The 23,148-nt window shown below is 59.1% G+C and carries 23 protein-coding genes and 1 pseudogene; 10 read left to right on the top strand and 14 right to left on the bottom strand.

Features of this window, described 5'->3' with window-relative positions; all coding sequences use genetic code 11:
- Nucleotides 1-58: 58 nt before the first annotated feature.
- From ACZ1G7_RS06020 to cobS, 3 genes are all read right to left on the bottom strand, one after another.
- Nucleotides 59-439, bottom strand: coding sequence for a hypothetical protein (locus ACZ1G7_RS06020; RefSeq protein WP_472662917.1), 381 nt, complete (start codon nt 437-439; stop codon nt 59-61).
- A gap of 228 nt (nt 440-667) precedes the next feature.
- Nucleotides 668-1,036: a hypothetical protein gene (locus tag ACZ1G7_RS06015; RefSeq protein WP_472662916.1), complete on the bottom strand. Its 369-nt coding sequence runs from the start codon at nt 1,034-1,036 to the stop codon at nt 668-670.
- A 166-nt stretch (nt 1,037-1,202) separates the two neighbouring features.
- Nucleotides 1,203-2,189 (bottom strand): cobaltochelatase subunit CobS, encoded by a 987-nt coding sequence (cobS, locus tag ACZ1G7_RS06010; RefSeq protein ID WP_472662915.1) that lies wholly within the window; start codon nt 2,187-2,189, stop codon nt 1,203-1,205.
- Nucleotides 2,190-2,335: 146 nt separating this feature from the next.
- Between cobS and ACZ1G7_RS06005 the strand changes: the two genes are divergently transcribed.
- The gene (locus tag ACZ1G7_RS06005) at nt 2,336-3,772 is read left to right on the top strand and encodes a sulfatase-like hydrolase/transferase (RefSeq protein WP_472662914.1); all 1,437 of its coding nucleotides are present in this window, start codon (nt 2,336-2,338) and stop codon (nt 3,770-3,772) included.
- Nucleotides 3,773-3,952: 180 nt separating this feature from the next.
- On the opposite strand, the gene ACZ1G7_RS06000 is transcribed toward ACZ1G7_RS06005, so the two are convergent.
- Nucleotides 3,953-4,591, bottom strand: coding sequence for a J domain-containing protein (locus ACZ1G7_RS06000; RefSeq protein WP_472662913.1), 639 nt, complete (start codon nt 4,589-4,591; stop codon nt 3,953-3,955).
- A gap of 74 nt (nt 4,592-4,665) precedes the next feature.
- Between ACZ1G7_RS06000 and ACZ1G7_RS05995 the strand changes: the two genes are divergently transcribed.
- A complete protein-coding gene (locus ACZ1G7_RS05995) occupies nt 4,666-4,923 on the top strand; it encodes a BolA family protein (RefSeq protein WP_472662912.1) in 258 nt (85 codons plus the stop codon).
- A gap of 110 nt (nt 4,924-5,033) precedes the next feature.
- Here the strand turns inward: ACZ1G7_RS05995 and ACZ1G7_RS05990 are convergent, their stop codons facing one another.
- Both ACZ1G7_RS05990 and ACZ1G7_RS05985 read right to left on the bottom strand, forming a co-directional pair.
- Nucleotides 5,034-5,417 (bottom strand): DUF4177 domain-containing protein, encoded by a 384-nt coding sequence (locus ACZ1G7_RS05990; RefSeq protein ID WP_472662911.1) that lies wholly within the window; start codon nt 5,415-5,417, stop codon nt 5,034-5,036.
- 197 nt (nt 5,418-5,614) lie between these two features.
- A complete protein-coding gene (locus ACZ1G7_RS05985; protein WP_472662910.1) occupies nt 5,615-5,935 on the bottom strand; it encodes a CBU_0592 family membrane protein in 321 nt (106 codons plus the stop codon).
- A gap of 164 nt (nt 5,936-6,099) precedes the next feature.
- Between ACZ1G7_RS05985 and ACZ1G7_RS05980 the strand changes: the two genes are divergently transcribed.
- Nucleotides 6,100-7,374 carry an RHS repeat domain-containing protein gene (locus tag ACZ1G7_RS05980; protein WP_472662909.1) on the top strand — a complete coding sequence of 425 codons (1,275 nt, stop codon included), beginning with the start codon at nt 6,100-6,102 and terminating at the stop codon, nt 7,372-7,374.
- The gene (locus ACZ1G7_RS05975) at nt 7,349-7,849 is read left to right on the top strand and encodes a hypothetical protein (RefSeq protein ID WP_472662908.1); all 501 of its coding nucleotides are present in this window, start codon (nt 7,349-7,351) and stop codon (nt 7,847-7,849) included. Before ACZ1G7_RS05980 ends, ACZ1G7_RS05975 begins: the two co-directional genes overlap by 26 nt.
- A 35-nt stretch (nt 7,850-7,884) precedes the next feature.
- Here the strand turns inward: ACZ1G7_RS05975 and ACZ1G7_RS05970 are convergent, their stop codons facing one another.
- Both ACZ1G7_RS05970 and gatB read right to left on the bottom strand, forming a co-directional pair.
- A complete protein-coding gene (locus ACZ1G7_RS05970) occupies nt 7,885-8,178 on the bottom strand; it encodes a type II secretion system protein GspD (protein WP_472663682.1) in 294 nt (97 codons plus the stop codon).
- A gap of 193 nt (nt 8,179-8,371) precedes the next feature.
- Nucleotides 8,372-9,886: an Asp-tRNA(Asn)/Glu-tRNA(Gln) amidotransferase subunit GatB gene (gene gatB, locus ACZ1G7_RS05965; RefSeq protein WP_472662907.1), complete on the bottom strand. Its 1,515-nt coding sequence runs from the start codon at nt 9,884-9,886 to the stop codon at nt 8,372-8,374.
- Nucleotides 9,887-10,100: 214 nt separating this feature from the next.
- Here gatB and ACZ1G7_RS05960 point away from each other — a divergent pair, with 214 nt between their 5' ends.
- On the top strand, nt 10,101-10,790 hold the full coding sequence (locus ACZ1G7_RS05960; RefSeq protein ID WP_472662906.1) for a transglycosylase SLT domain-containing protein: 690 nt from the start codon (nt 10,101-10,103) through the stop codon (nt 10,788-10,790).
- Between the two features lie 117 nt (nt 10,791-10,907).
- Here ACZ1G7_RS05960 and ACZ1G7_RS05955 read toward each other — a convergent pair whose 3' ends face one another.
- From ACZ1G7_RS05955 to pepN, 4 genes are all read right to left on the bottom strand, one after another.
- Nucleotides 10,908-11,660, bottom strand: coding sequence for an SDR family oxidoreductase (locus tag ACZ1G7_RS05955; RefSeq protein WP_472662905.1), 753 nt, complete (start codon nt 11,658-11,660; stop codon nt 10,908-10,910).
- Between the two features lie 109 nt (nt 11,661-11,769).
- Entirely contained in the window at nt 11,770-12,324 is a 555-nt protein-coding gene (locus ACZ1G7_RS05950; RefSeq protein ID WP_472662904.1) for a ParA family partition ATPase, read from the bottom strand.
- A gap of 262 nt (nt 12,325-12,586) precedes the next feature.
- Nucleotides 12,587-13,336, bottom strand: coding sequence for a VPLPA-CTERM sorting domain-containing protein (locus tag ACZ1G7_RS05945; protein ID WP_472662903.1), 750 nt, complete (start codon nt 13,334-13,336; stop codon nt 12,587-12,589).
- A 389-nt stretch (nt 13,337-13,725) separates the two neighbouring features.
- A complete protein-coding gene (pepN, locus tag ACZ1G7_RS05940; protein ID WP_472662902.1) occupies nt 13,726-16,275 on the bottom strand; it encodes an aminopeptidase N in 2,550 nt (849 codons plus the stop codon).
- A gap of 217 nt (nt 16,276-16,492) precedes the next feature.
- Between pepN and ACZ1G7_RS05935 the strand changes: the two genes are divergently transcribed.
- From ACZ1G7_RS05935 to ACZ1G7_RS05915, 5 genes and pseudogenes are all read left to right on the top strand, one after another.
- Nucleotides 16,493-18,094, top strand: coding sequence for an FAD-binding domain-containing protein (locus tag ACZ1G7_RS05935; RefSeq protein WP_472662901.1), 1,602 nt, complete (start codon nt 16,493-16,495; stop codon nt 18,092-18,094).
- Nucleotides 18,094-18,237, top strand: coding sequence for a DUF2256 domain-containing protein (locus ACZ1G7_RS05930; protein WP_472662900.1), 144 nt, complete (start codon nt 18,094-18,096; stop codon nt 18,235-18,237). Before ACZ1G7_RS05935 ends, ACZ1G7_RS05930 begins: the two co-directional genes overlap by 1 nt.
- 90 nt (nt 18,238-18,327) lie before the next feature.
- Nucleotides 18,328-20,475 (top strand): malate synthase G, encoded by a 2,148-nt coding sequence (locus ACZ1G7_RS05925; protein ID WP_472662899.1) that lies wholly within the window; start codon nt 18,328-18,330, stop codon nt 20,473-20,475.
- 99 nt (nt 20,476-20,574) lie between these two features.
- Nucleotides 20,575-21,003, top strand: a complete 429-nt coding sequence (locus ACZ1G7_RS05920) for a GlcG/HbpS family heme-binding protein (protein ID WP_472662898.1) — start codon at nt 20,575-20,577, stop codon at nt 21,001-21,003.
- A gap of 102 nt (nt 21,004-21,105) precedes the next feature.
- A pseudogene (locus tag ACZ1G7_RS05915) lies at nt 21,106-21,883 on the top strand (gamma-glutamyl-gamma-aminobutyrate hydrolase family protein).
- Here ACZ1G7_RS05915 and ACZ1G7_RS05910 read toward each other — a convergent pair.
- Nucleotides 21,880-22,170, bottom strand: coding sequence for an SCP2 sterol-binding domain-containing protein (locus ACZ1G7_RS05910; RefSeq protein ID WP_472662897.1), 291 nt, complete (start codon nt 22,168-22,170; stop codon nt 21,880-21,882). The pseudogene ACZ1G7_RS05915 and the gene ACZ1G7_RS05910 sit on opposite strands and share 4 nt — an antisense overlap.
- 77 nt (nt 22,171-22,247) lie before the next feature.
- Nucleotides 22,248-23,123 carry an amidohydrolase family protein gene (locus ACZ1G7_RS05905; RefSeq protein WP_472662896.1) on the bottom strand — a complete coding sequence of 292 codons (876 nt, stop codon included), beginning with the start codon at nt 23,121-23,123 and terminating at the stop codon, nt 22,248-22,250.
- Nucleotides 23,124-23,148 lie beyond the last annotated feature (25 nt).

Raw genomic sequence — 23,148 nt, 5'->3', positions numbered from 1 at the left:
CTTGGGTTGAAAAGACCATGCCCCTGATGCGCCATTTTGGCGCGCATGTCCGCGCGTCTTAGTCGGTGCCGGTCAGGATCAGCGAGCGGCACTCCGCAATCATCTGTTCCGACGCGGCGCGGGCGTTTTCGGCGCGGCGTGTGTCGAATGAATAATTCGCGTCATTCAGGATTGCGGCGTGGCTGCGCCATGCATCGAACTTCCAGTTGGCCGCCTGGGCCGCTGGCATGCCGTAAGCCACGGCGGCGGGCAAAACAGCATCCAACATCAAATCAAACATCGCCATGCGTTCGCGCACGGTTTCAAATGTTTCGGTGCTGGCATTGTTGATGTGATTGGCCATGGCCGAATAACGCCCGGCGCATTGCGCGAAGGCTTGCGCCCGCTCCGAGGGGGAAACGGGGATGGTGGCCAGGGCCGGGGCGCTTATCAAGCTCATCCACAAGCCCACTAAAAAGGTCTGTCGCAAAACTGTCATATGACAAGTTTATGACGGAACGTCTCACCACCAAGTAAATTCTGCCTGAAAAATAGGCAAAATGAAAACTAAACTGTCATGATGCAAATGGGTGACGATTTGGTCCTGTTTTGAGCGCCAATTACACCAGATAGGGCGCAAAATGCGCCCCAGCCCCCAACAAATTGTGCCACGCGGTGCGCGCGGCTCTTAGCTGTCTTCGTCGAAACCGTCGGTCTCGAAGCTGACTTTGGCCTCTGGGTCGATGTCAAAAGGCTCGGTCGCAATTTCGTTGAAATTGTCCATCTCGGCCACGCCGGGCAGGGTTTGGCCCGCGTCGTCGATGAAGGCCAGGCGGGGGCGGTAGGTCTTGCCGCCAATCACGATCTCGCCCTCGTCCAGCGCGAAGGCCAGCTCGGTCATGATGCCTTCGACGTTGGCCTTGGCCAGCTTTTCGCCCATCGCGTCCTCAAACATCGGCAATAGGCTATGCGCGATCAACGTGTTGGCCGCCGACGCAAGGTCGGCATGGGCGGGCTGGTAATCTTCGGGCAGCTCAGCGCCAATGGTCATCTTCATGTCGGGCCTCTTTGGTCATGTGACATCATGTTTGAGCCAATGGTTGCCGAGCCAATCGGACGAAAATGCGGCGGTTTTACGGAAAATTAGAACAAACCGGTGGCCCAAAAAGGTAAACGGGCCCCGCGATGCGAGACCCGTTACCGTTCAAAACCTGAAGGTTGGCTTAGCCCAGGCTCACGCTCGCGGCGCTTTCGGGCAGCTCTTCGTCAAAGCAGCGCTGGTAGAATTCTGCCACTGTCTCGCGCTCCAGCTCGTCGCATTTGTTGAGGAACGAGGTGCGGAACGCGTAGCCAACATCGTTGAAAATCATGGTGTTTTGCGCCCACGCGATGACGGTCCGCGGCGACATCAGCGTCGACAGGTCGCCATTCATAAATGCGGTCCGTGTCAGGTCGGCCACCGTCACCATCTGGCCCACGGTCTTGCGTCCGGCCTCGGTGTTGTAGTTCGGGTTCTTGGCCAGCACGATCGCGGCTTCCGCGTCATGGCTGAGGTAATTCAAAGTGGTCACCAGCGACCAGCGGTCCATCTGGCCTTGGTTGATTTGCTGCGTGCCGTGGTACAGCCCGGTTGTGTCGCCCAGACCAACGGTGTTGGCGGTCGCAAAAATGCGGAAATAGGGGTGCGGCTCGATCACTTTGTTCTGGTCCAGCAGCGTCAGCTTGCCGTCCACTTCCAGCACGCGCTGGATCACGAACATCACATCCGCGCGTCCCGCATCATATTCGTCAAACACAATCGCGGTCGGGTTGCGCAAGGCCCAGGGCAGGATGCCTTCCTGAAATTCGGTGACTTGCACGCCGTCTTTCAGCTTGATCGCATCTTTCCCGATCAGGTCGATGCGGGAGATGTGGCTGTCGAGGTTGACCCGCACGCAGGGCCAGTTCAGCCGCGATGCCACCTGTTCGATATGGGTCGATTTCCCCGTGCCGTGGTAGCCTTGGATCATCACCCGGCGGTTGTGCGAAAAGCCTGCCAGAATGGCCAGCGTTGTGTCCGGGTCGAACTTGTAGGTGCTGTCGATGTCGGGCACCCGGTCGGTGCGCTCGGCGAAGCCTTTGACCTTCATGTCGCTGTCGATGCCAAACACTTCGCGAACCGAAATCTCATCTGTCGGTTTCGCGTTCAAATCTATGCTGCCATCTGCCATTGTCATGTCCTCTGATCTGTCCGTGGCGGCATGCAACAATTTGCGGCGAAGGGCAAGGGGAAGCGGCTGCGTTGTCACGTCGCGCGCGGCTTGTTAAGCCTTGGGTCGCGGCGCCCGCCGTCCCATATCCTTTGCGAGAGCCCGATTTGTCCGAAATCAAGAATATCCTGCTGCTTTCGGTCGAGGATCTGAATGATTGGATCGAGCCTTTGGGCGGGCATGCCGATGCGGTAACGCCGAACCTCAAAAGGCTGGCGGCGCGTGGCACGGTGTTTGACGCGGCCTTCACACCCGCGCCCGCCTGTTCGCCCGCGCGCACGGCGACCCTGTTTGGTCAGGCCCCGTGGCGCACCGGGATTTACGGCAACGAACAATCCTGGGCCATGGCCTACCCGCCGCATCAGCGCCTGTCGATTGTGGGGCAGGCGCGCAGCGCGGGTTGGCGCACTATCGGGGCGGGTAAAGTGTTTCACTTGGGCAAATCGGGCCTTGATCAGGAAGATTGGGACGCGGTCTTCTACGAACGCCCCGAGCGGTTTGAGCCGATCTCGCGCGCGGTCAAAAACGGGCTCTTTGCCCCGCGCGAAGATTTTGGTCCCAGCGACCGCCCGCTGGAGCAATTTCAAGACATGCAGCTCTGCACCAAGATGATCAATCAGATGCGCAAAGGCGACACCGGAAAGTTCTGGGCGCATGGCATTTACCGGCCGCATTTGCCCTTCGTGGCCCCGCGCCAGTTTTTCGATCATATTCCGGCGGAGGTGCGCATGCCGCCCTCCTTCGGCAACAGGGTGTTTGATCCGCGCGACGACACCGAGTTGGCCGATTTGCCAGACCATGCCTTCGTGATGGCGCGGCGCTGGACCGGTCGGGTGCTGGACGATACCGGCGAATACAACGACTTCCTGCGCGCCTATCTGGCCTGTGTCGCCTATGCTGATTTTCTGGTCGGGCGCCTGTTGGATCATCTTGATGACACGGGTCTGTCGGAAAGCACCCTGATCGTACTTTGGTCCGATCACGGCTGGCAGCTTGGTGAAAAGCTGGCCTTCCGCAAGTTTTCCCTCTGGGAACGCGCGTTGCGGGTGCCTTTGATGATGGCCGGGCCCGGCGTGCCTGTCGGGCGCAACTATGAACCGGTCTCGCTGCTCGATATCTATCCCACGCTGATGGAAGTGCTAGATCGGCAGGCCCCGCATGCGCTGGACGGCCAAAACCTGTGGCCGCTTTTGCGTGGCGAGCGCGGGCGCGGCTACGCGATCTCGGCCTTTGATGCGCCCGCTGGCGGCCCGCCACCTTTGCCACGTCTGTCCGTGTCGATCCGCAGCGACACCTACCGGTTGATCCACTACTTCGACGGCACGGGTGAGCTTTACGATCACCGGTCCGACCCGTTCGAACGCCATTCCCTACTGGAACCCGATGCGTTTGTAGCTGAACAAGCGCTCGATGATGAAACGATCCGCCTGATCGAACTGATCCCGGACTTCACCGACCCGCTGGTGGAGGGCGACTTGCCGCGCGACTTGAACACGCTATTTCTTCCCAAAGCCAAAAAGAAACCCGCTGAAATCACGCGTTGATGTGATCGGATTTGAAACTAATCCACAACATCGAACGTTATTCTAATGGGAAGGGGCCGTCCCTCGCGCGCCCCTCGACAGCTCCGACTTTGCAGGGTTGGGAGAACTTGCAAAGTTGGCGGGGAGCGGCGCATCAGGAATTGACCTTATTGCCCGCTCCCTTCTTTGCTTCCTGCTAGATCAATCTCCGAAGCTGCGGCTGTCCTTGATCTGATCCCAGGCCCAGACGACTTGCTGTAGCTGGTCCTCATCGGCGCGGTTGCCGCCGTTCATGTCGGGGTGCAGCACTTTGATCAGAGATTTATAGAGCTTGCGCAGCTCCTTTTTCGACATGTCCGGCTTGCCGTCGAGAATTTCCAGCGCCTGACGCTCGGTCGGCGGCAATTTGCGGCCCGCATTGCCGCCATTGCGGCCGGGGTTGCGCGTGGCGTTTTCGCCCAGCACGGCCATCGGATCATCCACGCCAAGGCGCGACCAGGCGCGCTGCTCCTCGCCCTTCTTCATGGGCTTGGTGGGGCGTTCCCAGACCTTGTCTGACGACATCTGGCGCTCCATTTCCTCCTGCGTGTGGGTCTCGAAGAAGTTCCATTTCAGGTTGTACTCGCGCGCATGCGCTTTGCAGAACCAGTAGAAATCATCCAGCACGTCGGGGCTTTTGGGCGCGCGGTACTGGCCCGCTTCCTCGCAGCCCGGTGCCTCGCATTGACGTTGGGAGGTTTCAACAGCACCCGACATGCCGCGACGCCCCTTGGCGCGCTTCTTTTTGTCGGTGGAGACGGAAATATCAAATTCAAATGGATCAAAAGGGGCGCGCGCCATGAACAAGCCTTTCGTAAATGGAGAGACGAGTTTAAGGTTTTTACGGCTGAGTTGAAGAGGGAAGTTGGAATAAAATGGGGATTGTTTCAGAAATCGAGCGAAAGCTGGCCGACGCCTTCGCCCCGCGCGTGCTGGAAGTGGTCGATGACAGCGAGGCGCATCGCGGCCACGCGGGCTTTCAGGAAGGCGGCGAGAGCCATTTCAACGTCAAGATCGTCTCCGACGCCTTCGCGGGCCAAACCCGCATCGCGCGGCACCGGGCGGTGCACAAGGCGCTCGGCCCCGAGATCATCTCCCGCATCCACGCGCTCGCTCTCGACCTGTCGGACTGACGTCCGCCGCGATGATTTTGCTCTTCGAGGAGGCTTTGCCTCCTCAGCCGCAAGGGCAGACACCTCCAGGATATTTCCGACCAAATGGAAACGCGCCTGCGCCTCAAGCGCTACTCCGCCGCCAGCTTGTCCTTGTCGGTGGGCTCATCGCCGAATTCTTCGTTTTCCTCAGCGATTTCCAGCGCTTCCTCATCCATATACGGCTCGTCCTCAGCCGCCTGGTCGTCAGGATGGGGCAGCGCCAGCGTTTCGTCCTCCGCGGCGCTGGGCCGGCGAAACACCAGCATCGAATGGTATTTCACCGTTTTCGACGTCAGCCCCTGGCGTTCCTCGCAGGGCAGGGTGTCGGCGCGCAGGTATTCCCAGCCATGCGCGCCCATCTCGTTCATCAGATGCGTCACCGCATTGGCAAATTTGGCGCTGTTGCCGCGCACGCCCTTGGCGGATTTGCCTTTTCGCGGCGCGGGTACGGCGCGGTATTCAAATGCGGACATGCTCAAACTCCCCAAGCGGTTCTCGGGGTCAGCTACCATTTGCGGTGGGGGGCGATCAAGGGGAAGGATGGCGTTCTGCGGGCGCTGACCCAGGGTCAACGGGGCCGCCGGTGGGCAAGGCCGAAGCCCTCATGACACCCGAAAAAGCCGCAAAAAAGAAGGCGGGACGCGGCCGCTGCTTGCCGCGTCCCGCCCGCTCAACGCCCGCGCAGGAAGACCGCAGGCGCGGAGGGGGATTGCCCAACGCGCAGATGACGCCAAATGCCAACCAACCCAATCGCGATCCAGCTGATCTGGATCAGCATCGAGGCCAAGTTGAACGCCGAGACGAGGGAGATCAGGACAAGAACCGCCCCGACGACATTTGTCAGCGCATAGAGCACGCCATTCCCGTCGAGCCGCCCAAGCTGCAACGCCGCAAAACCGCCCAGATAGGTGACAAACCCCAGGACGCCGCAAAGCTGCAACACCACATGCATATCAAGCGCAGGGAAGGCCGTTTGCAAAATGGTAAACATAAGAGCTGATCCGACTTGGTGATGACGTAACGGCAGCTTGTCGCGGGTTTTGCCCCCAATCCAGAGCCCACCCGCCGGGTTTCACGGGACATTCACGGTTTTGGGGTCCGTTTTGACGCAGCGGTGACGAAGGACGTGTCAATCACCCGCATGCGCCCTATCAGGTGGGCACGACGACGCTGAGCTACGATGCCAATGGCAACATGACCGCGGGCATCGACGGCAAGGTCATGAGTTATGACGCCGAGAACCGGCGGATTTCCGTGCTCAAAGGCGGCGTGCTGACGGAATATGTCTACGGCGCTGATGGCAGCCGATTGAAGCTGATCACGGGCGGGCAAACCACCGTGACCTTCGCCGAGGTGGAAATCCGCACCTTCCTGTCGGGCGCGGAGACGATCTTCACCCAGCCCCATCCGCTGATCCGGCTCGAAAGCGGGCTGACGCCGAGCTACATGCACCGCGACCACCTAAACTCCGTCCATCTGGTGATGAGTGACACGGGCGCAGTCGCCGACCGCCGCACCTACAAACCCTTCGGCGAGATGCGCAGCTGGACCGACCCGGCACATGTCCAGGACGCCAAAGGCTGGATCGGAGAACGCTACGACGCAGGCGCCGACCTCCAATACCTCAACGCAAGATACTACGACCCACAACTCGGCATCTTCCTGCAGCCCGATTGGTGGGAGGTGACAGAGCCAGGCGTCGGGACCAACAGGTATGCGTATGCAGCAAACGATCCGATTAATAAAATGGATCCGTTAGGCAATGCCTCAGAAAAAGAAGCTAAGGCAATATCAGAGGACACTTACTTCGATGATGACGATATAGAAAAGGGCACTGGCCTGCCTGATAATATCGAGCTTGCAAGTGAGGCTCAGTTGGAAAAATTAGGTTTGGCAGACCTAACGCTCAAAGACAAATCATCAGGTCTGCACGTGAATGTCTACATCAATGCAACTACAGGTGAAGTAATTGTCGGGTTTCGGGGGTCTGAAGGTAAGTATAACGATTGGGTCGAAAACAACATTGCGCAGGGTCTTACAGGGGTCGCTCCACAATATACCCAAGCGACTAAGATCGGTGTGGCTGCCGGAAAATCTGCGAAAGAAAACGGCTACAAAGTATCTTTTACGGGCCATTCACTAGGTGGTGGGCTTGCGCTAAAAGCAAGCTTGGCTGCCGGAAAATTAGACGAAAGGTTTTTAGACGCCAAGACATTTAACGCGGCCGGACATTTTGGTCACATCCCGTCTGCGGGACCAAGAGACCTATCGAATCTTCAAAACCACGTCATAATAGGTGACCCACTGTCGATGCTAAATCATAATCATCCTCTTCAAAACGTACCTGGAAAAAATACTTACCACCCTCCAGTTGCTTTTCTAGGCTCAATCAAGAATCATTATATTGATGCTTTTGACGGAAGGTTTTAAGGGATTGGAAAAACGGTACAAATTCGTAGTCCTTCTTGCGCTACTTACGCTGTCAGGCTGCAATACAATGTTTGTTGGCACTTATTTCGAGCTACAAAGGAAGCAAGCGAGTGGTGAAACTATACTTCGTTTATCCAACGCAGTTAGAGCCGTTTCTTTGGAGTTGGGAGGGGAGTGCCCAGACCCTTCCGACAAAGACAAAAGTTCTCTGCGATGTACGTTTACCGACATTGTCGGTTTGAGGAATATTCAGCTTAATGAAACGCTAGACGGCAATTACATCTTTGTTGGAGTTTCGTCAGAAGTCGGTAGTTTTTTCCCTTTCAACGAAGATCGGCTTGATTCTTTTGTTTCTGATACCCATTTAAAAGCGGAAAATTTAATGTTCAAAGCGTTAGAAGGGATAGAATTCACTTCCATTACAAGAACTTATACTGGCTTCGATAAGGTGGAATCCCTTTTCGACTCAGACTGAGACTTCCTTCTAAATTTGTGGAGGTGAATATTATGTCATTCCACAATCCGATGCCCCACCGACCGCTCTCCAATCCTGCGCTTCACCAACCCATTCGCCCCTTCAATCCGCCCGCGCAGCTCCGCCGTAACCGACCGCGCCTCTGACCCGTTCCGAATAACGCGCGGGGTGATCAGCACCAACAGCTCCGTTTTACCAACTCGGTCGCCTTTGCTCCGAAACAGGCTGCCGAGAATAGGCACATCGCCTGCCAACGGCACTTTGGAAGTAGTCTTGTTCTGACTCTCTTGAATCAAACCGCCTAGAGCAATCGTCTGCCCGCTATCCACCGCGATATTCGTGTTGATCCGCCGTTGGGATTTGGTCGGGCCGAGTATGCAGGGATGCCCTTCGTTCACGCCAAATATAGGGTGGGCAATGCTGCCTGCCTGACCAAAACCAAAACCTTTCCAAATACTTAAGAAATTTGGAAAGGTGCTTTATATCAGAGGTTTACAAGAATCCCCGCATGCGGGGGAGCGCTTATGAACCGAGTTTTTGGGCCACCAGCTGGTTTACAGCCTTCGGATTGGCCTTCCCTCCGGTCGCCTTCATAACCTGCCCCACGAACCAGCCCGCCAGCTTCGGGTTTTCCTTGGCTTTCGCCACCTGATCCGGGTTCGCTGCGATGATCTCGTCCACCGCTTTTTCAATCGCCCCCGTATCCGTGACCTGCTTCATTCCTCGGGCCTCAACAATCTCCGCCGGGTCGCCACCCTCGGAATAGACGATCTCGAACAGATCCTTGGCAATCTTGCCGGAAATGGCGTCGCTGGTGATCAGGTCAATGATCCCGCCCAGCTGCCCCGGGCTGACAGGGCTGTCGCTGATGGATTTGTCGTCGTCCTTCTTCAACCGCCCGAACAGCTCATTGATCACCCAGTTCGCCGCCAGCTTCCCGTCACGCCCCTCGGCCACCTGCTCGAAATAGGCCGCGTCAGCCGTATCGGCCGTCAGAACGGAGGCGTCATATTCCGACAGCCCGAAATCACCCATGAAGCGCAGCCGTTTCTCATCGGGCAGCTCCGGCAGTTTCGACGCAAGGTCGTCCACCCAATCCTGCTCAATCTCCAAAGGCAGCAGATCGGGGCAGGGGAAGTAGCGGTAATCATGCGCCTCCTCCTTGGACCGCATCGAGCGCGTCTCGCCCTTGTCGGGGTCATAGAGCCGGGTTTCCTGATCGACAGTGCCGCCGCCCTCGACGATAGCGATCTGGCGCTTGGCCTCGACCTCAATCGCCTGCTGGATGAAGCGCAGGGAGTTCATGTTCTTGATCTCGCACCGCGTGCCGAGATGGGAGAAATCCTGCGTCTCCTGATATTTTTCATAGGCGCCGGGCAGGCAGATGGAGACGTTCACATCTGCGCGCAGGTTGCCGTTCTGCATGTTGCCGTCGCAGGTGCCCAGATAGCGCATGATCTGGCGCAGCTTGGAGACATAAGCGGCGGCCTCCTCAGGCCCACGAATGTCGGGGCGGGAGACGATCTCCATCAGGGCGACGCCGGTGCGGTTGAGGTCCACAAAGGACATAGTCGGGTCCATGTCGTGGATCGATTTGCCCGCATCTTGTTCAAGATGGATACGCTCAATGCGAACGGTGCGCGCGATGCCCGGTTCCATATCGACATGCACCTCACCCTCGCCCACGATCGGATGGTAAAGCTGGCTGATTTGGTAACCCTGCGGCAGGTCGGGGTAGAAGTAATTTTTGCGGTCAAAGGCGGAATAGAGGTTGATGTCAGCCTTGAGGCCCAACCCGGTGCGCACGGCTTGGGCGACGCACTCCTCATTGATCACCGGCAGCATGCCGGGCATGCCCGCGTCCACGAAGGCCACGTTGGAATTGGGTTCCGCCCCAAACAAGGTGGAGGCGCCCGAGAACAGCTTGGCGTTGGTTGCGACCTGTGCGTGGACCTCAAGGCCGATGACCAGCTCCCAATCATGTTTCGCGCCAGCGATCACTTTGGGTTTCGGGGTCTCATATGTGAGGTCCAGCATGGGGCGGCTCCGTATCAGAAAGCGTGTCAGAAGTACCGTTTGGCTTTTAGGCGAGGGCACGGGGGCGGGCAAGCGTCTTTGCCGGGAGGGGGCCTTGGTAAGTTGCACCTGTTTTGGAAACAATATGGCGAAATACAAAGTATTGTCGGCGTTTGAGCGCCGATTAAGACGGGCGCGTTGCTATGCGAGTGGGTTTCTGATTTGAGTTCCGCCTATGCGCAAGTTTGGATGGATTGTGGTTTTGGCCGCCGGGATTGTTGGCGGTGATGTCGTGCCCGCGTGCGCGCAGCAAGTGGCTGTGCTTGAGGCGCCTGCCTCTGCGCAAACTGCAGCGCGGCCCAATGTGCGCCCATCCTACCGCCCGCGGGCGCGCTGGGACTATCAGCGCGACGGGTATTTGTGGACGCGCGCGACGATGAGCGCGGTTCTGGCGCATGGTCGCCCGCTGGTGGAAATGGTGCCCGATGATATTGCGGCCTGGTGCCCGGCCTACCCGGATCATGGGCCCGAGAAACGCGCGGCGTTTTGGACCGGCATGATCTCGGCGCTGGTGAAGCATGAAAGCACGTTTCGCGAAACCGTGGTGGGTGGCGGCGGCAAATGGGTGGGGCTGACGCAAATTCTGCCCGCAACAGCGCGGGGTTATGAATGCCGTGCCCGAACCCGGAGCGCGTTGCAAAACGGACCCGCCAATCTAAGCTGCGCGGTGCGTATCATGGCCGTGACGGTACCGCGCGATGGGGTTGTGGCGCAAAAGAACGGGCGCAGCGCCGGGGTGGCGGCGGATTGGGGCCCGATGATGTTCCGCGCAAAACGCTCCGAAATGCAGGCCTTCACACGCAAGCAGAGCTATTGTCGGCTGCTGTCATCCGTCAAACCGGCACAACGGCCCGGTCGCGAGTGATCCAAAGGCGCGGCTGCGCCGCACGCTATGATTTTGCTCTTTGAGGAGGCTTTGCCTCCTCAGCCGCAAGGGCAAACACCGCCAGAATATTTCTGACCAAATGGAGAGACGCGCCCTTCAGCGCCCGCCGGAGACGTCGAGCGCAGTACCGGTGATATAGCTGGCGCCTTCTCCCAAAAGGAACAGGATCGCATGCGCGCATTCCTCTGCGTCGCCGGGGCGTTTCATCGGTACCGAGTCAGCCAGGTCGTCGCACCGGTCAGGCAATCCGCCTTTGGCGTGGATTGCGGTCTCGATCAGGCCGGGGCGGATGGCGGCAACGCGGATCCCTTCGGCGGCCACTTCGTCGCTGAGGCCTTTGGTGAAAATATCAATACCGGCTTTGGTGGCGGCATAGTCGACATATTGGTTCGCTGATCCCAACCGCGCGGCAGCCGAGCTGGTGTTAACGATCACCCCGCCTTCGCCGCCATAGGCGCGCGACATGCGCAACACCGCCTCCTTGGCGACCAGAATAGGGGCAATCAGGTTGATTTGCGTCATCCTTTGAAGCCGCTCAAACGACATCTCATCAACGCGCTGCGGATCATCCACGATGCCCGCATTATTGACCAGAGCGTCGAGCTGCGGGAAGGCCGCATCGAATGCGTCAAACATCGCGGTGATGTCGTCGGGCTTGTTCATATCGGCTTGCAGCGTGTGGGTTACCGCGCCCTCTTGCTCGCACATCTGGGCGACTAACTGAGCGCCCTTGAGGTCGGAATTGTAATGTATTCCAATGTCATAGCCGTATTTTGACGCCAGAACCGCCGTCGCCGCCCCAATGCCCGAAGAGGCACCGGTAATGAGAATTGATTTTTTGCGTGCCATTCTGCGCACCTTCTTGACTGGGTAGCTTGCGCCCGTTGCGCAGCTGCCGTGATGGAGCAGGAGTTAGACCCTTTTGTGGCGCGCGAGGCAAGAAAAAGAGGCTGCGCGGCTAGATTTCGAGCCGGGACAGTACCTCTTGTGCAAGGGCTGTGACCTCTATGGCGGCGGGGCTTTTGGCGGACTTGTCCATGACGCTCAGACCCTGTCCCAAGGTCTCTGCATAGGCGATGCGATTGGCGAGGCTGGCCTCGGCCAAGTCCGCGTCGACTTTTGCAGCTTCTGTTTCAATTTCGCGGCCCAGACGGGTGCCCGCGCGGGTCCGGTTCAGCACCAGCATCGCGGGCGTGCGTTCACGCCGCGCTAGATCGAGCACACCTTCGGTTGCCCAAAGATCAACATGCGAGGTTGCGACTGGCACCAGGGTCAGCGCGGCTTTGCGCAATGCGGGGCGCAGGTCGCTATCGGCCTTGGGTGGCGTATCGACAATCACGATATCAACTTCGCCGAGCATTTTGCCGACCTCGTATTCGATGCCCCATGCGGAGGAGGTCGAAAATTCGAGATCAGGGGTGTCCATCATCGCAGCGCGGGTCATGAACCAACGGCCAAGGCTGCCTTGCGGGTCGGTGTCGATGATGGCGACCTTTTTGCCAAGCTTGACCAAGCCAACGGCAAGATTGGCCGCGAGGGTTGTTTTGCCGCTGCCCCCTTCTGCTGGGCGACGGTGATGGCGGTGCCGGGCATGCGAATCTCCAACTACACGTGCTGCGGCGCAGCATTGCACGTCGCGACCTTAGATGCACGCGGCTTGACATGGCGCGCCGAGGCGTGTGCAGCGGCCATGCCGGAAAATTGCCGCAGGCAGGCAACGAAAAAGGGCCGCCGGACTGCTCCGACGACCCTTTCAAACTTGAAGGTGTTTTGGCTTATGCTGCCTTGCGCTGCTTGCGGCGCATGTAGCCGAATGCACCGGCGCCGAAAGCCAGCAAAGGCAAGCTTGCAGGTACTGGAACAGGTGTCAGGCCAACTGTGACATCGTCAATCGAGAAGCCGTCGTTGCGCGCATTGGTGCTGCCGCCGAAGCTTGTGAAGTTCGACAACTCAACGCGGAGCGATGTCACGGCCGTGTCGAGCGAGATTTGCACCAGCGATGTGTTTCCGTCGCGCAAGCGGCCGCCGACACGTTGTTCCGCTGTCACACCATCGGCGATGACGCGCAGGAACGAGAACTCAGACGCATCCATCAGCGAAAAGACCAGCGTGTCGAACATGTTGCCCGCATTTGTCGCGTCCCAGCCGATGCCGAACGTGTCGTTGCTGTCGAGGAAGAACGATCCGTTGGGCGTCGTGTTGTGCCGGCCGTAAACATTGCCGTCGCGCAGTGCGACGTTTTTGCCAGTGTTGCCAGCTAGGTCATGGACTGTGCCGCCCGAGCCAGTGCCGCCGATGGTCGAGAACGTGCCGACATTGGTCGGAAGCAATGTGTTTGCGGCAATTTCACCTTCGCCGCGGGACGCGCCCAGGCCTTCGAATGTCTCTGAGCTGGACTTGCGCAGGTCAGTTGTCGCTGCGGCGAAATCGCCCGCAGAGAATTCGGAAATAGAGATTGTTGTGGCCGAGGCGGAAGTGCCCAAGGCCAGCGTTGTCAGCAATGCTGCGAGTGTAACATTTTTCATTTTTGGTACCATTTATGGGGGTCTGCTTGAGGATAGGTAGCAGGCCAACAGTCCCCGGATTAGGGGAATAATTGGAAACTATTGCCACCCATTCGGAAACACCCTTTCCGAAAGCTTAACCCGCGTATCCGGGCAATTTCTGGGCAGATTCGGGGCGAGGTTAAGGTTTTAAATAAAATTATTTTTATTCAGTGTGTTACGTTGCTTTTGGTTTTCCAAATTCGAAGGATTTTTGCTGTTCGAATATACGATCAGGCCAGTATCGTGCCGGCCGGGGCTTGCCACTGCGCGCAAGCAGGGCGCGCGCCGAAACCCTGCTCGCCATCCGACTGTCTTTCCGGGCGAAAAGATCACCCCCAAAACGGCGCGATTGTTTCGCCCAGTGCCGGTTAGTCGCCCAAAATCCGAGTCACCATTTCTGTCGTGTCGCGGCTCAGCCCGTCGGTGCCTTGGATACGCTTTAATTCATCGCGAATCATGGCTTGCCGGTCCACGTCGTAGCGGGTCCAGGTCTCAAACACGCTCGACATGCGGGCGGTGGTTTGCGGGTTCATCTTGTCCAGCGCAATCAACGCGTCGGCCATCACTTTGTAGCCTGCGCCTGACGGGTCGTGGAATCCCGCCGCATTGCCAGCCAAGGCGCCGTAAACCGCGCGGAACCGGTTTGGGTTGGTCATCGTGAAATCGGGGTGCTGGCTCATCTCGACGGCCTTTGGCGCGGCGCGGTCAAGTTTGGCGTAACTCACCTGCATCCCGAACCATTTGTCCATCACCAACCGGTCGTCTTTCCACTGGTCGTAAAACGCCGCGTTCTGTGCTTCGCCAACCTCTGCGCGCAGCAGACACCCCAAGGCGGAAAGTTGTTGCGACATGTTATCCGCGCTTTCATATTGCTTGACCGCCTGCGCCCCACCATCCAGGCGCGACAGCATAGCCAAAGCCGCATTGCCCAGGAACCGCCGGTCGGCATCCTCGCTGCGCGGGCTGTAGGGGCCGTCGACCTGCATTTCCGCGTACATGCGCGGCAGCAAGTCCTGCATCGCCTGGCTGATCGTCAGATTGAAGGTCTGCGCGGCAAGATAGATCTTGGTCGGATCAGGCGTCATGCCGCCATCGACCAGCGCCTGTTGGATGTCGTCATTGGAGGGGCCGGAGAAACACATCGCCTTGAAGCCCGGCTCCAATGTGTCGTCGCGCGCCACGGCAATCAGCGCGTCCAGATAGGCCTGATCCGGCGTGGCATCTTCCGTCACCATGCGGATCAGCACGTCGCGGGCAAGCGCGCGGCCCGCCTCCCATTTGTTGAACGGGTCGGTGTCATGGGCCAGCAGGAAGGCGCGTTCCGCGTTGGTCTGGTCGCGCTCTAGTATAATGGGCGCGGAGAACCCGCGATTGATCGACGGCACGGGTTTCGCGTCCAACCCGGTGAAACGGAATTTGTGAACCTCATCCGTTACCTCGCAAATCTTGGTGGGGTGAATTTCATCACCCGCATCGTTCAACAGCCCAACGGCCAGCGGGATGACGCGTGCGTCCTTTGTGTCCTGGCCCGGCGTCGGCGGCGTCGATTGGGTGAAGGTCAGCGTGTAGGTGCCGTCCTGAAAGCTCTCGTCCACGGCCACGCGCGGCGTGCCGGCTTGGCTGTACCACAGCTTGAACTGGGTCAGGTCGCGGCCTGTGGTGTCTTCAAAGCATTTCAGCCAATCCTCGATCGTGCAGGCCTGTCCATCATGGCGGGTGAAATACAGATCGCACCCTTTATAATAATCCTCATCCCCGATCAGGGTCTTGAGCATGCCGATCACCTCGGCACCTTTCTCATAGACTGTGGCGGTGTAGAAATTGTTGATCTCCACAAAGCTTTCGGGCCGAACCGGATGCGCCAGCGGGCCATTGTCTTCGCGGAATTGCCGCGCGCGCAGCTGCATAACGTCGGCGATGCGCTCAACCGCAGCCCCGCGCGTGTCGCCGCTGAATTGCTGGTCGCGGAACACCGTCAGACCTTCTTTCAGGCACAGCTGGAACCAGTCGCGGCAGGTGATGCGGTTGCCGGTCCAATTGTGGAAATACTCATGCGCGATGATCGTCTCGATCCGGTGGAAGTTATTGTCGGTCGATGTGTCGGGGGAGGCCAGAACGGCGGAAGAGTTGAAAATGTTCAACCCCTTGTTCTCCATCGCGCCCATATTGAAGTCGTCGACCGCCACAATGTTGAACAAGTCCAAGTCGTATTCGCGCCCGTAAACCTCCTCATCCCATTTCATCGAGCGTTTCAACGCGTCCATCCCAAACGCCGTCTTGTGCAAATCGCCGTCGCGCACCCAAATGTTCAGCGCGACCTCGCGGCCCGATTTTGTGGTGAAAGTATCGGCCAGATTAACCAGATCGCCCGCGACCAAGGCGAATAGATAAGCTGGTTTCGGATGCGGGTCGTGCCACTTTCCATCGCCAAGATCATTGCCGTTCGACAGTTTGATCTTTTCCGCGCCCTCAATGCTTACCGTGAACACTGCCATCACGTCGGGGCGGTCGGGGTAATAGGTGATCTTGCGAAACCCCTCCGCCTCGCATTGGGTGCAATACATGCCGTTCGACATATAAAGGCCCTCAAGCGCGGTGTTCGTCTCCGGGCTGATCTCGACCTCTGCCTCAAAAATAAACGGCGCGTCGGGCACCTGTGCGGTCAGCCCCAGATCTGTCAGCTTCGGCTCTATTGCCGCGCCGTCGATCTTGGCGGAGATCAGCTTGAGCTGCTCACCATGCAGATAGAACGTTTTATCCGTCGCCGCCGGGTTGGGCCGGAATGCGATTTTCGAACGCACCCGCGTGGCCGTCGGATGCAGTGCGAAAACCAGCTCGACCGTGTCGATCAGATAGGCCGGAGGGGTGTAATCTTTGAGAAAGATTTCCAAAGGGGCAGGGACAGCGGCGTCTTTCATGGGGGGCGAGCTCCTTGGTTTTGGACCTCGCCAATAAGTCACGGGCGCAAGTTCGGTGCAACCAAATTGGCCCGGAATCAAGCGGCGCAGCCGCGCCGGGCCAGCGGTCGTCCGTCCCGCAGGGCGACCGCATCTTGCCAGCGATGCGCGAAGCGGGAGATTGAAGATGCGTCTAGCCACCATAATGCGCACCGACGCACCCAAAATGCGGTCCCCCATGGACGACCACTGGCCCGGCGCTCTGGGCATTGTCGATCCGTTCACGCCACCTAGGTTCTATGCCATGTCGAGCCCAACCCTTCTCTGGTTCAAACGCGACCTGCGCATCCATGACCATCCGGCGCTTGCCATGGCCGGGCAGGGCAGCGTTGTGCCGCTCTATATTGTAGAGCCCGATTACTGGGCCTTGCCGGACACATCCGGACGGCAATGGGCGTTTCTGCGCGAAAGCCTTGAAAGTATGAAAACCCAGCTCGCCCATCTTGGTGCGCCGCTCGTGATCAGAATGGGCGATGCCGTTCAAGAGCTTGAAAAGCTACGCGCCGAAACCGGCGCGGACACCCTCATCAGCCATGAAGAAACCGGCAACGCATGGACCTTTGTCCGCGACCAGAGGGTCGCCGCTTGGGCAAGGTTGAACGGTGTTGCATGGCATGAGTTGCCGCAATCAGGCGTCACACGCCGCCTGAAAGCCCGCGACGGTTGGGCCAAAAAGCGCGACGGGTTTGTCTACCAGCCGCAAATCGCGCCGCCGCGCGCGCTGCCGCCCCATAAAGTCGAACCCGGGGTACTGCCGCAGCTTGATCTGCCCGATCACTGCCCCGCGCGCCAAACGGGCGGGCGCCAGCAGGCGCTGTCATTATTGGGCGGTTTTCTGACCGAACGCGGGCAAACATACCGCAAGGCGATGTCATCGCCACTGGCGGGCGAATGGGCCTGTTCGCGCCTGTCACCGCATATCGCGCATGGCACGATCTCGGTGCGGGAGGCCGCGCAAGCCGGCCGCGCGCGCAAGCAGGAATTAAAAGGCACGCGCACGGGCTGGCTGGGGTCCATGCGCTCGTTCGAGGCGCGGCTCGCATGGCGTGATCACTTCATGCAAAAGCTCGAAGATGAGCCGCGCATAGAGCTGGAATGCCTGCACCGCGCCTATGAAACCCTGCGCCCGCGCGAAACCGACCTGTCGCGCCTGAACGCGTGGCAGAGCGGGCAGACGGGCTTGCCGTTTCTGGATGCTTGCATGCGGTTTTGCGCGGCCACCGGCTGGCTGAATTTTCGCATGCGGGCGATGGTGACGGCTGTGGCGTCCTACCATTTCTGGCTCGATTGGCGCAGCCATGGCCCGGTGCTGGCCGCCATGTTCACCGATTATGAACCCGGCATTCATTGGTCGCAGGTGCAGATGCAATCGGGCACGACGGGCATGAACACGGTAAGGATTTATAACCCGGTCAAGCAGGGTCAGGATCAGGACCCGGACGGTATTTTCACCCGCCGCTGGTGCCCCGAGCTGGCCGAGGTGCCCGACCAATATCTGCAGGAACCCTGGCGCTGGGACAGTGCGGGCAAGGTGCTGGGCCGCGCCTACCCAGAACCGATTGTCGATGTCAAAGCCGCAGCCAAAGCCGCGCGCGACGCGGTTTGGGCGGTGCGCAAGGGTGATGCGTTTCGGCGCGAGGCGGCGCAGATCGTGCAGAAGCACGCCTCCCGCAAGGATCCGCGTTTCGTCAATGACCGTCAGGCAAAGCCGCGTCAGGCAAAACCGCTTCAGGCCAAGCGCGCTGCGCCGGCCGATGATCAGTTGGGCTTTGATTTCTGATGGCCAAAATGCGCAAAAAGGGCGATTTGCCGCAAAAGACTTGTGCAACCTGCGGCAAACCCTTCGCCTGGCGCAAGAAATGGGCCGATGTCTGGGATCAGGTGCGCTACTGTTCCGAACGGTGCCGTAGGCGCAAAGCGTGAATTGGTAAAATATTTTTACCAGTTATTGCATTTGCGAAAATTGTTTCGTATTGGAAACATGACGCCACAAGAATGCAAGGAAGACCAACGATGACCGACCGCGCCACCCGCTCGGAGCTGCAAGTTGACCCCATTTTAGCCGATTTCATTGAAAGCGAAGCGCTGGACGGGACAGGTATTTCCGCTGACACCTTTTGGGACGCGCTGTCGAAGCTGGCCCATGAGATGGGGCCGAAAAACCGCGCCTTGCTGCAAAAGCGCGAAGATATTCAGGCAAAGCTCGACGCTTGGCATGTCCAAAACCGCAATAAAATGCACGATCACGCGGCCTACAAAGCGTTTCTGGAAGAGATCGGGTACCTCGTGCCTGAGGGCGGGGATTTCCAGATCGATACCGCCAATGTGGACCCCGAAATTGCAACTGTCGCGGGGCCGCAGCTGGTCGTTCCCATCACCAATGCCCGCTATGCGCTGAACGCGGCGAATGCGCGCTGGGGGTCGCTCTATGATGGGCTCTATGGCACGGACGCCATGGGCTCCGCCGCGCCGAAGGGCGCTTATAACAAGGGCCGCGGCGCGCGGGTCGTGGCACGTGCGCGAGTGTTTTTGGACGAGGCTTTCCCGCTGGAAGGCACCAGCCACGCTGATGCCCGCCGCTACGCGATCACCGACGGCGCGTTGCTGGTCGATGATCTGCCGTTGGCGCAGCCGGAGAAATTTGTGGGCTATCGGGGCCATCCGAAAGCGCCCGATGCCGTGATCCTTCGCAACAATGGCCTGCATGTGGAGCTGGTGTTTGACCGCACCCACATGATCGGGTCGCGCGATCAGGCGGGCTTGGCCGATGTGCGGCTGGAAAGCGCGGTCTCCGTGATCATGGATTGTGAGGATTCTGTCGCTTGCGTCGATGCCGAGGACAAGGTGCAAGCCTATGGCAACTGGCTTGGGCTGATGAAAGGCGATCTTGAGGAGGAGATGCACAAGAACGGCAAGCCGATCATCCGTGCGCTCAGCCCCGATGTGTCATTTTACGGCCCCGGCGGCGAGAAAACCCACCTCAAAGGCCGCGCCTTGATGCTGGTGCGCAATGTGGGGCACCTGATGACGAACCCGGCGGTGCTGGATCGCGACGGAAATGAGATTTTCGAAGGCCTGATGGACGCGTTGGTCACCGTGACCATCGCTTTGCATGATCTCAAACGCGACGGCGGCAATTCGACGACGGGCTCGGTCTATGTGGTCAAACCCAAGATGCACGGGCCTGAGGAAGTCGCCTTCACCGACGAGATTTTCACCATGGTGGAGGCCGCGCTTGGCCTGCCGCAATACACGGTCAAAATCGGCATCATGGATGAGGAGCGGCGTACAACCGTTAACCTTAAGGAATGCATCCGCGCCGCCAAATCGCGCGTGGCGTTCATCAATACCGGGTTTCTGGACCGCACTGGCGACGAGATCCATACCTCGATGGAAGCAGGGGCGTTTTCGCGCAAGGATTTCATCAAACGCAAAGCGTGGATCGGTGGCTACGAGAACCAGAACGTCGATATCGGGCTGGAATGCGGGCTGTCCGGCAAGGCCCAGATCGGCAAAGGCATGTGGGCGATGCCCGACATGATGGCCGCGATGCTGGAACAGAAGGTGGAGCACCCCAAATCGGGCGCCAATTGCGCCTGGGTGCCGTCACCCACGGCCGCGACCCTGCACGCGTTGCATTACCACCGCGTCGATGTGTTTGCGGTGCAAGACGCGCTGCTCAAAGGCGGACGCCGTGGCCATGTCGAAACGATCCTGGAAATCCCGCTGGCCACCTATGGCATGTGGACCGAAGATCAGGTCATGCGCGAAGTAGAAAACAACGCGCAGGGTATTCTGGGCTACGTCGTGCGCTGGATTGATGCGGGCGTCGGGTGCTCAAAAGTGCCTGATATCAATAATATAGGGCTGATGGAGGATCGCGCGACCTGCCGCATCTCCAGCCAGGCCCTGGCTAATTGGCTGCATCATGACGTGGTCAATGGCCAGCAAGTCATGGGCGCCCTGCGCAAGATGGCTGCCGTGGTGGACGAGCAAAATGCGAACGATCCAGCCTACCGCCCGATGGCGCCAGAATTCAACGGGATCGCGTTTCAGGCGGCCTGCGATCTGGTGTTCAAAGGCCGTGTCCAGCCGTCAGGCTATACCGAGCCAATTTTGCATGCGCGCCGGTTGGAATTGAAAGCCGCTGTAAGCGCTTAATCAGGTTTTTCGCTGCGCCTGCGCGCATCGACAGGCTGGGGAGGGCTTTGCCCTCCCCCAGACCCCCACCCAGAATTTTTGTGACCAAACGGAGATAAGATGGCCGAGATATCAATGAACAAGGCGCGCACGATCATTCGCAAAACGATTGCGACGGGGCGCGAGATGGACCTGAAACCGCTCTCCGTTGTGATTGTGGACACGGGCGGCCATGTCAAAGCGTTTGAACGCGAAGATGGGGCCGCGCCGGGGCGGTTCGCTATTGCTTATGGCAAAGCCTATGGCTGCGTGATGACCGGCATGTCTGGCAGCGCGCAAATGGCCCGAGCAGAGCAGCAGCACTACTTCATGACGGCCTTAAATGGGTTGTTCGGCGGCAATGTGGTGCCGGTACCGGGCGGCGTTTTGGTGCGTGACAAACGTGGGTCGATCATCGGTGCGGTCGGGGTAACCGGCGACACCTCTGACAACGATGCCGCGGCTGCTGTTGCAGGCATCGAGGCCGCAGCGCTGCAGGCCGAGATTTAAACGCCTTATTAAGATGCACAAACTATGTGCTGTCTTGCGGGTCGACCTGACGTGTCTGTTCGCGTATGTATGCGTTTAGTTTGAACAAAATTTGGTATTGCCATGTCTCGGCCACTGATTGGTGTTTTTGGAAACCACTACATGATCAATGACGATTACCCCGCCTACGCGACGGGGGAAATGAGCTGTGACGCCGTGGTTGAGGCGACCGGCGGTATTCCAATGATCGTGCCGACCGACCCGAAATACGCAACCATTGCTGAGCTGATGGACGTCTGCGATGGGTTTGTCTTCACCGGCGGGCGCCAAAACGTGCATCCCGACGAATATGGCGAGCAACCGACCGAGGCGCATGGCGCGTTTGACCGGGGCCGCGACGCGGTCGCCCTGCCGCTGATCCGGGCCTGCGTCACTGCCGGGTTGCCGATTCTGGGCATATGCCGTGGCTTTCAGGAAGTGAATGTCGCAATGGGTGGCACTCTGCACCCTGAGATCTCGCGACCTTCCGGGCCGTGACAATCACCGCATGCCGCCGGATGGCACTTTGGATGAAAAATTTGCGCACCGCCATATTGTGACCGTCAGCGAGGGTGGTCCCTTTCACAAAGTGTTCGGACAGACTGAAGTGCTGACCAATACGCTTCACGGTCAAGGTATCAAAAACCCTGGTCCGCGCGTCGTGATCGACGGGACCGCGCCGGATGGCACGCCGGAAGCGATTTATATCAAAGACGCTCCGGGGTTTTCCCTGTCGGTGCAGTGGCACCCGGAATATAAGGCCAGCTCTGACCCTGTGTCGCGACCGCTTTATGAGGCCTTCGGCGAGGCCGCCAAACGGTGGAAAGCCGGCGAACGCCCGAAAGTCTTGAAAAGCGCCTAGGCCGTCAACAGCGCGCTGATCTTGAGCGCGCGCATCTGGTTGCCATCGACCTTCAATTTGCCCGACATCACCGCCATGACCGGATTTTGTGTGCCCGCCAGAATGGCGCGGAACGTTTCGGGCGATGCTTTCAAGGTGACATCAGCCTCTGTGTCGCCGGCGACCGCGCCTGTTTCAGACAACATCACGGCGCCGTGCTCCCCAAGGTCCAGCTTTGCCGTGCCCTTGATGGCACCAAGTGCTTTGGGGTGGAGGGTGGCGACAAATTCTTCAAGGATATCTGACATATAGGGCCCAGGATCTGATGATGTGACGTGAACGTCATTTAGCATCCCATCGCGTAACCGCACAGAAAGACGTTGCGTCAGACCTCAAAGCCGTAAAGCGCCACAGGCGCGTCCACCAGAATCGTGGCGCGATCGGCGGCACTGGTGACGACCCGGTGAAACGCATCCAATGCCATGCCTGCATCCGGCATCACCGCATCTGCCAACATGATATACGGGAAGTCGGACCCCCAGAGGCATCGTTCTGGGTTCGCGCGCACCAGTGCTGCGACAAGCGGATCAGTGTCAGCCCAAGGGGCCTGTGACACCCGATAAAGTCCCGATAATTTCACATAAGCCGCGCCATCGGCCACAAGCCGAACCATGTCGGCAAAGCCGGGCTCCGTTGGGCCCGCAGCGACATCGGGCCAGCCGATATGGTCAAACACGACCGGGCAGGGGAGCGCGCGTATCTCTGGCGCGATCTCGGACATGTGCTTGTCGGCATTCACCAGCATTTGCAGATGCATGCCACGCGCAGCCAAAGCGGGTGCAAGCGCTTTGGCGCCTTCCCAGCTCAGCACGCCGCCATGCACGTAATTCAGCCGAATGCCGCGAATACCGGCCTGGGCCAGATGGTCGAGTTCCGCCTCCGTCGCGCCGTCACGCACCAAGCCGATTCCTCGCGCGTCCGGGCCCAGGCGGCGGACGGCTTCCAGCGTGACCGCGTTATCGGCGCCGTAAACGATGGAATGGACGACAACCGTGCGCGTGATCCCCAAACGTGCGCATTGGGCGCGGTAGGCCGCAAGATAACCCTCCATATCCAGCGGTGCGGGCGTTTCGACGCGTGTCTGTGACAAGGGGAATTCTGCGGGTCCGGCGAGCATATGGATATGCGTGTCCACCGCGCCTTTTGGCGCTTTTTGCTGCGGAGCGGAGGCCTTGCGGGGCGGCGCGCTTGTTGGGATCATCGGAGCCTCCGGCGGGAATATTTTT

This window comes from Litoreibacter sp. JB4-2 (assembly GCF_055693445.1).
The sequence above is the reverse complement of the archived record's forward strand: the minus strand, read 5'-3'. Positions and strand labels throughout refer to the sequence as shown.

What these genes read in the sequence shown, in the direction of transcription:
- ACZ1G7_RS06020 (WP_472662917.1), bottom strand. Translation starts at nt 439, where the DNA reads ATGAGCTTGATAAGCGCCCCGGCCCTGGCCACCATCCCCGTTTCCCCC.
- ACZ1G7_RS06015 (WP_472662916.1), bottom strand. Translation starts at nt 1,036, where the DNA reads ATGAAGATGACCATTGGCGCTGAGCTGCCCGAAGATTACCAGCCCGCC.
- cobS (WP_472662915.1), bottom strand. Translation starts at nt 2,189, where the DNA reads ATGGCAGATGGCAGCATAGATTTGAACGCGAAACCGACAGATGAGATT.
- ACZ1G7_RS06000 (WP_472662913.1), bottom strand. Translation starts at nt 4,591, where the DNA reads ATGGCGCGCGCCCCTTTTGATCCATTTGAATTTGATATTTCCGTCTCC.
- ACZ1G7_RS05995 (WP_472662912.1), top strand. Translation starts at nt 4,666, where the DNA reads ATGGGGATTGTTTCAGAAATCGAGCGAAAGCTGGCCGACGCCTTCGCC.
- ACZ1G7_RS05990 (WP_472662911.1), bottom strand. Translation starts at nt 5,417, where the DNA reads ATGTCCGCATTTGAATACCGCGCCGTACCCGCGCCGCGAAAAGGCAAA.
- ACZ1G7_RS05985 (WP_472662910.1), bottom strand. Translation starts at nt 5,935, where the DNA reads ATGTTTACCATTTTGCAAACGGCCTTCCCTGCGCTTGATATGCATGTG.
- gatB (WP_472662907.1), bottom strand. Translation starts at nt 9,886, where the DNA reads ATGCTGGACCTCACATATGAGACCCCGAAACCCAAAGTGATCGCTGGC.
- ACZ1G7_RS05960 (WP_472662906.1), top strand. Translation starts at nt 10,101, where the DNA reads ATGCGCAAGTTTGGATGGATTGTGGTTTTGGCCGCCGGGATTGTTGGC.
- ACZ1G7_RS05955 (WP_472662905.1), bottom strand. Translation starts at nt 11,660, where the DNA reads ATGGCACGCAAAAAATCAATTCTCATTACCGGTGCCTCTTCGGGCATT.
- ACZ1G7_RS05945 (WP_472662903.1), bottom strand. Translation starts at nt 13,336, where the DNA reads ATGAAAAATGTTACACTCGCAGCATTGCTGACAACGCTGGCCTTGGGC.
- pepN (WP_472662902.1), bottom strand. Translation starts at nt 16,275, where the DNA reads ATGAAAGACGCCGCTGTCCCTGCCCCTTTGGAAATCTTTCTCAAAGAT.
- ACZ1G7_RS05935 (WP_472662901.1), top strand. Translation starts at nt 16,493, where the DNA reads ATGGACGACCACTGGCCCGGCGCTCTGGGCATTGTCGATCCGTTCACG.
- ACZ1G7_RS05930 (WP_472662900.1), top strand. Translation starts at nt 18,094, where the DNA reads ATGGCCAAAATGCGCAAAAAGGGCGATTTGCCGCAAAAGACTTGTGCA.
- ACZ1G7_RS05925 (WP_472662899.1), top strand. Translation starts at nt 18,328, where the DNA reads ATGACCGACCGCGCCACCCGCTCGGAGCTGCAAGTTGACCCCATTTTA.
- ACZ1G7_RS05920 (WP_472662898.1), top strand. Translation starts at nt 20,575, where the DNA reads ATGGCCGAGATATCAATGAACAAGGCGCGCACGATCATTCGCAAAACG.
- ACZ1G7_RS05910 (WP_472662897.1), bottom strand. Translation starts at nt 22,170, where the DNA reads ATGTCAGATATCCTTGAAGAATTTGTCGCCACCCTCCACCCCAAAGCA.
- ACZ1G7_RS05905 (WP_472662896.1), bottom strand. Translation starts at nt 23,123, where the DNA reads ATGATCCCAACAAGCGCGCCGCCCCGCAAGGCCTCCGCTCCGCAGCAA.